This window comes from Paracidovorax cattleyae, assembly GCF_900104515.1.
Lineage (GTDB): Bacteria > Pseudomonadota > Gammaproteobacteria > Burkholderiales > Burkholderiaceae_C > Paracidovorax > Paracidovorax cattleyae.
Window position 1 is genome coordinate 24811 of record NZ_FNJL01000045.1, and the last position, 6327, is coordinate 31137.

A 6327-nucleotide genomic window follows, 5' to 3' on the forward strand; every position below is an offset into this window, starting at 1 on the left:
GAAGCTCTCACATGTCCGATTCCAGTCCTTCGATCTTCCCGTCCGAGGCCTCGCGCCGGCAACTGTTGCGTGCCGGCGGGGCCGCCGCCCTGGCCGCCTCCGCCGGCCTGGTTGCAACCCGGGTGAGCGCCCAGCCGCGGAAAATCACCTTCGCCTGGAACGCCACGGCCTTCTGCCTGTCGCCGGTGGTGGTGGCGCAGGAGCTGGGCTATTTCGAGAAGAACGGCCTGCAGGTCGATCTGGTCAATTACACCGGCTCCACCGACCAGCTGCTGGAGTCCCTGGCCACCGGCAAGGCGGACGCGGCGGTGGGCATGATCCACCGCTGGCTCAAGCCGCTGGAGTCGGGTTTCGACGTGAAGATCATCGGCAGTTCGCACGGTGGCTGCGTGCGGCTGGTGGGCGTGAAGGATGCGGGCGTGACGTCGCTGCAGTCGCTCAAGGGCAAGGTGATCGGCGTGTCCGACATCGCCAGCCCCGGCAAGAACTTCTTTTCCATTCTGCTCAAGAAGAACGGCATCGACGCGGAGCGCGACGTCACCTGGCGGCAGTACCCGGCCGACCTGCTGGACATCGCGGTGGACAAGGGCGAGATCCAGGCCATTGCCGACGGCGATCCCAACATCTACCTGATCGAGAAGCGCAAGCCCGCCCGCTACCAGCAGATCGCCAGCAACCTGTCGGGCGAATACAAGGACAAGGTCTGCTGCATTGTCGGCGCGCGTGGCGAATTCGTGCGCAACGACAGGAAGAGCGCTGCCGCACTGGTGCGCTCCATCCTGCAGGCCTCCGACTACGTCGCCGACAACCCCAACGAGTCGGCCCGGCTGTTTGCCAGGTATTCGCCCAAGGTCTCGGTGGAGGACCTGCGCGCGCTGCTCGGCACGCTCACCCACGGCCACCATCCCACCGGCACGAAATTGCTGGACGAAGTGGAGTTCTACGCGCGCGACTTCCAGGGTGTCGGCGTGCTGAAGTCCGGCACCAACCCGGCCCGCTTTGCCCGCCACGTCACCGCCGACGTGCTGGCCTGAAACGGAGCCCGCCATGAGCACCCCTTTCGACCACACCCTGGTACGGCAGGCGCCGGGCCAGGCTCCGGCGGCGTCCGCGCGCCCGCGCGGCGCGGCCGTGCCCGCCGGCCTCGGGCCGGTGCAGGCAGCGGGCTTCTGGAACACCGGCCTGCTCGGCGCCTGCGCATGGCTGGCGCTGGGCCTGCTGACTTGCGCGTGGCCCAACAAGGAGATCGGCTTCAACGAGTGGGCCTTTACCACCGAGTTCGGCATCGCGGCCGGCGCCGCCGGATTGCTGCTGCTGGCCATCGTCCTGCCGGGCGCCCGGACCGGGCGCCTGGGCGCGCGGCTGCGGCCGGCGGGGCCGTGGCTGGTGGCTGCGCCGCTGCTGCTGGCGGTGTGGGAGGTGTCCACGGCCAAGCTCGGCCTGCTGCCGCCGCCCTTCTTCGCGCCGCCGCAAAGCCTGGTCGAGGTGTATGCCGAGGACTGGGGCCGCCTGGGTCTGTCCACCGCCCACTCGGCGCGCCTGCTCGCCACCGGATTCGTGTGGGGCGCACTGGCGGGCTTCGCCACCGGCGTGTGGATCGGCTGGTCGCGCGTGGCCGGCTACTGGGTGCATCCCGTGCTGCGCTTCCTGGGGCCGGTGCCGGCCTCGGCGCTGCTGCCGCTCGCCTTTTTCTTCGCGCCGTCCAGCTATGCGGCCGCGGTCTTCCTGATCGCGCTGGCCACCTTCTTCCCGCTGGCGGTGCTCACCTGGTCGGGCGTGGCGTCGGTCAACAAGGCCTACTACGACGTGGCGCGCACCGTGGGCGCGTCGGAGTGGTTCCTGGTGCTGCGGGTGGCGATCCCGGCAGCGCTGCCGCAGGTCTTCGTCGGTCTCTTCATGGGGCTGGGTGCCTCGTTCTCCACCCTGGTCACCGCCGAAATGATGGGCGTCAAGGCCGGGCTGGGCTGGTATCTCCAGTGGGCCCAGGGCTGGGCCGCCTACGCCAACATGTATGCCGCCCTGCTGGTGATGGCGGTGCTGTGCTCCGGCCTGATCACGCTGCTCTTCACCGTGCGCGACCGGGTCCTGACCTGGCAGAAAGGGACCGTCAAATGGTGATGCATACCGCCGATACCGCGGAGGCGCAGCAGTCGGCAGGGCAGGGCGCGCGCATCGGCGTGCGCAATGTCAGCCACTGGTTCAAAGTGCCCTCGGGCGTGCTGCAGGTGCTCGACAATGTCGATCTGCAAATGCGGCCGGGCGAGTTCGTCGCGTTGCTGGGCCCCAGCGGGTGCGGCAAGTCCACCTTGCTGCGGCTGGTGGCCGGGCTCGAGCCCGCCACGGCGGGCGACATCACCCAGGATGGCGAGGCCATCACCCGCCCGGACCCGTCGCGCATCGTGGTCTTCCAGGACCCCACGCTCTACCCCTGGCGCACGGTCCGGGACAACGTGGCCCTGGGCCCGCAGGCGCGCGGCCTGCTCAAGAAACAGAAGAGCCGGGTGGACGCCGCCCTGGCCCTGGTCGGCCTGGCCGAATTCGCCCAGTCCTTCCCGCACCAGTTGTCCGGCGGCATGGCACAGCGCGTGGCACTGGCGCGCGCGCTGGTCAACGACCCGCAACTGCTGGTGCTGGACGAGCCGCTGGGCAAGCTCGACTCGCTGACCCGCCTGCAGATGCAGAGCGAGCTGGTGTCGCTGTGGCAGCGCCAGGGTTTTTCGGCCCTGCTGGTCACGCACGACGTGGAAGAGGCGCTGTTCCTGGCGCAGCGCGTCATCGTGTTCAGCGACCGCCCGGCGCGCGTCCGTGCCGAGCTGAAGGTCGACCTGCCGTATCCACGCCATCGTGGCGACCCGGCGCTGACCGCGTTGCGGCACGAGGCCCTGCGCCACCTGGGCCTCGATGCCAGCTGGTGAAGAGGCTGCTGCCACCTGCGCGAAGGACGGTGGCTGAGCATGGGCAATCTCCCCGCATCCGAATGGCTCAACGCCCTGCTGTCGCTGCTGCAGTCCGCGCAACTGGGGCTGCTGGCGGCGCTGCACCGCATCGGACTGGCCGGCGACAGCCACGGCCAGCCCGCCTGGCCATGGGCGCAGCGGCTGTCGGGCGAGAACCTGCTGATCGACATCGGGCAGGCGCGGAACACCGCCGTGTCGCTGCTGCTCGCAGCGCTGGCCGTGGCCTTGCTGCCGGTGGCGCTGGCCTTGCTGTGGCGCCGCCGCCGGTGCGCCGCTGCGGTGGCGGGCGGCATGGCGGCCGCCGCACTGGTGTTCGCGCCGTGGCCGGACGCCCATGTGCTGCTGGTGCCCGCCCACCCGACCAGCTTCCATCGTTCGCCCACCGGCTTCACCGCACAGTCGGTGGCGCAGGGCGCCCGTATCTATGAGCAGCGATGCACGGCCTGCCACGGTACGGACGGGCGCGGCCAGGGCCCTCTGGCGCATGAGCAGCCGGTGTGGCCGCCCGACCTCGCCGGCCCGCTGCTGTGGCGCCGTGCCGACGGCGACGTCTTCTGGCGCATCCGCCAGGGGCTGCGTGACCGCCATGGCATGCCCACCATGGCCGGCTTCGGCGACCGCCTGTCCGATGCGGACACCTGGTCCGTGATCGACTACCTGAAAGCCCAGGCAGCCGGCCAGGGCCTGCGCCGCAGCGGCGCCTGGGAACGCCCGGTCGCCGTTCCCGACTTCATGGTGCACTGTGCGGGCCGGCCGCCGCGCCTGCTGTCCGAATGGCGTGCCCGCCACCAGCGCCTGCGCCTGGTGGCCGAGGGGGCCGGCCCCACACCATTGGAAGACCCACGCCTGGTGACCGTGCTGCTGCGCCGCGCCTGCAGCGCCGCGCCGGCCGCGATGGACTGCTCCGCCGACGCGCCCGAGGCGTGGCACGCGCTGGCCCTGGTGGCGGGAGCGACGGCGGGCGAATTCGCCGGCATGCAACTGCTCGCCGATCGCGACGGCTGGCTGCGTGCCCGCAGCGCACCGGGCCGCGACGCCTGGAGCGAAGACGACCTGCTGTGCCGCTCGGGGGTCAAGGTGGCGGTGGCCCGCACAGCGCCGGCGGACGGCCTGGATACGCTGCTGGCGCGCATGGACGCCGAGCCCGTACGCTTCGTCAAGGGCGGTTTCGTGCATTGAGACCGCGAGGCGCCGCCGTGCCGCACCACCTTGCACTGAACCTGCCGGCCATCCGCCGGCCACACGACCAAAGGACACTGCCATGGCCGAGACCTTGAACCCCATCCAGCCCATCGCGGACGGCGCGCGCAGCATCGCGCCGCTGAGGGACTTCGTCGTGTCTTTCGGCCGTCTGCTCGACGGCACGCCCGACGAGCCCCGCCTGCTCGCCGAGGGCGGCGCATTGCTGGGGCGGCTGTTAGCGCGCGACGACTGGCTGCCCGACGCCTTCGCCCAGCCGCACCCGGAGCGCTACCAGCAGTTCCTGCTGCACGCCGACTCGACGGAGCGCTTCTCGGTGGTGAGCTTCGTCTGGGGGCCGGGGCAGTCCACGCCCATCCACGACCACACGGTGTGGGGGCTGGTCGGCGTGCTGCGCGGCGCGGAGGAGAGCCAGCGCTTCGTGCAGCGGGACGGCCGCTGGACCGCGGACGGCGAGGCCGCGCGCCTGCTGCCGGGCGATGTCGAGCCCTTGTCGCCTACCGTGGGCGACGTGCACCGGGTGCGCAACCTGTTCGACGACCGGATCTCGGTCAGCATCCACGTGTACGGCGCCAATATCGGGGCGGTGCGCCGCCACACCTATCCGGCCGAGGGCGGCCGCAAGCTTTTCGTCTCGGGGTACTCGAACGCCTTGCTGCCCAACCTGTGGGATCGCTCGGCGGAAATGCGTGGCACCTGAAGCCGGGTCCATCGGATTCGCCTTCAGGCGTTCCCGGCAGCCTCGGCTTGTGGGAGAAGCCGTACTGCGTTTTTACCGCACGGGCTTCAGCTTTTCCCGTCGCTTGTGTGCGGCATCCACGCCCTTTTGAACTCTCCTTGAACGAGTTTCCGCCCTTGCGGTTTCGTCGGTGCGACGGACCAGAAAACTTCGCTTGCGGGGCCTTTGGTTCCGAGCTGCTCGGTGATCTCGGCCGGCACAGGAATGGCACAGTAGTCCATCCTCTCGGCCCAAATTCTCCAGCACCCCGTCAAATGAGAATTTCTGCCCTGCGTGTGGAGTGGCTGTCATGGGCGTGAACCTTCTCTCGGAATCCGTTCAAAGTCTGAGACTGCACGATAGCGCCCTGACGGCTGCCGCGCACTTTGCGCGAAAGGCGGGCGCCCTCCGGCCGGAACTGGGACCATTGCGGATGAGCGACGTTTTCTTCCCCACGAAAACCCCCAAGGTCGGGTTCGTGGGCTTCGGAAACCCAAAAGCAATGACATATATACAAAATTGCACCCTGTAGAGCGGCCAACACCACCGATCCACGAAGCGCGCACAGATGATCGCTGCAGCCAGTTTCAACAGCGCTTCGTGGATGTCCAGCCGCCTCTCGAAGCGGATGCGCAGCTTGCCAAAGCCTGCAAACCATCCATGCGTTCTCTCCACCACCCAGCGATGCCGACCCAGCCGCTCGCTGCTCTCGATGCCTCTTTTTGGCAATGCGGCTGGCGATGCCACGCTTCTTCAGATAGGCACGGCAGCGCGCGTAGTCGTAGCCCTTGTCGGCATGCAGCTTCGATGGCCTGCGACGCGGCTTGCCCTGCAGTGCCCTGACGGCTGGCAGAGCATCGAGGCACCTCTCGAACATCATCGAATCGTGCCGGTTCGCACCGCTGACCGGCACCACCAGCGCAATGCCCCGCGCGTCTGCGACGATGTGCCGCTTGGAGCCGAGTTTGCCTCTGTCCGTACGATGCGAGCGGCTGGCGGGTAACAAAAAAACACAATGTTTCTGGCGGGTAATCGCTTTGGGCGCCCAGTCTCAGAGGGCTCGGCTCGTACCATCGCGCCCTAGCACAGCAATAAACCGCCGATAGCGTGCGGACCAAGGAAAGAAGGGGAAATCCGCATGGCGGAAGGGAGAAGTGCGCCTCAGGCCCACGGCGGGCCGGGGTGGCAGGCGCTGCAGTCGCTGTGCCTCATCGCCAGGCTGCACCAGGTCGCGGGCGATCCGGCGGCGCTGGCGCACCAGTTGGGGCTGTCGCCGAGCGAGCCGGTCGGCGTGTCGGATCTGTTGCGCGCCGCGCAAGGCCTGGGGCTCAAGGCCCGCAAGGTGTCGTGCGGGGTGGAGCGGCTGGCGCTGACGCCATTGCCCGCGCTGGCCTTGGTGCGTGAGCGCACCGCGGAGGGCGAGGGCAGCGGTGTAGCCAGCCACGGCGTGCG

At 69.2% G+C, this 6327-nt stretch carries 6 protein-coding genes and 1 pseudogene; 6 read left to right on the forward strand and 1 reads right to left on the reverse strand.

Going from position 1 to position 6327, the window contains the following annotated elements; genetic code table 11:
• The first annotated feature begins 11 nt into the window (after positions 1–11).
• From BLR05_RS23835 to BLR05_RS23855, 5 genes are all read left to right on the forward strand, one after another.
• On the forward strand, positions 12–1034 hold the full coding sequence (locus BLR05_RS23835; protein ID WP_092839853.1) for an ABC transporter substrate-binding protein: 1023 nt from the start codon (positions 12–14) through the stop codon (positions 1032–1034).
• 13 nt (positions 1035–1047) lie between these two features.
• Positions 1048–2118: an ABC transporter permease gene (locus BLR05_RS23840; RefSeq protein ID WP_092839856.1), complete on the forward strand. Its 1071-nt coding sequence runs from the start codon at positions 1048–1050 to the stop codon at positions 2116–2118.
• Positions 2112–2915, forward strand: coding sequence for an ABC transporter ATP-binding protein (locus BLR05_RS23845; RefSeq protein WP_092839859.1), 804 nt, complete (start codon positions 2112–2114; stop codon positions 2913–2915). The genes BLR05_RS23840 and BLR05_RS23845 overlap by 7 nt, the downstream gene beginning before the upstream one ends.
• A gap of 39 nt (positions 2916–2954) precedes the next feature.
• Positions 2955–4136, forward strand: a complete 1182-nt coding sequence (locus BLR05_RS23850; protein WP_092839862.1) for a c-type cytochrome — start codon at positions 2955–2957, stop codon at positions 4134–4136.
• An 82-nt stretch (positions 4137–4218) separates the two neighbouring features.
• Positions 4219–4857, forward strand: a complete 639-nt coding sequence (locus tag BLR05_RS23855; RefSeq protein WP_167361336.1) for a cysteine dioxygenase family protein — start codon at positions 4219–4221, stop codon at positions 4855–4857.
• 558 nt (positions 4858–5415) lie between these two features.
• On the opposite strand, the pseudogene BLR05_RS23865 reads toward BLR05_RS23855, so the two are convergent.
• Positions 5416–5854, reverse strand: a pseudogene (locus tag BLR05_RS23865) (IS5 family transposase); the annotation flags it as partial.
• A 159-nt stretch (positions 5855–6013) separates the two neighbouring features.
• Here BLR05_RS23865 and BLR05_RS23870 point away from each other — a divergent pair.
• Positions 6014–6327 (forward strand): cysteine peptidase family C39 domain-containing protein (locus tag BLR05_RS23870; RefSeq protein ID WP_491896670.1); only part of this gene is annotated, 314 nt, incomplete at its 3' end.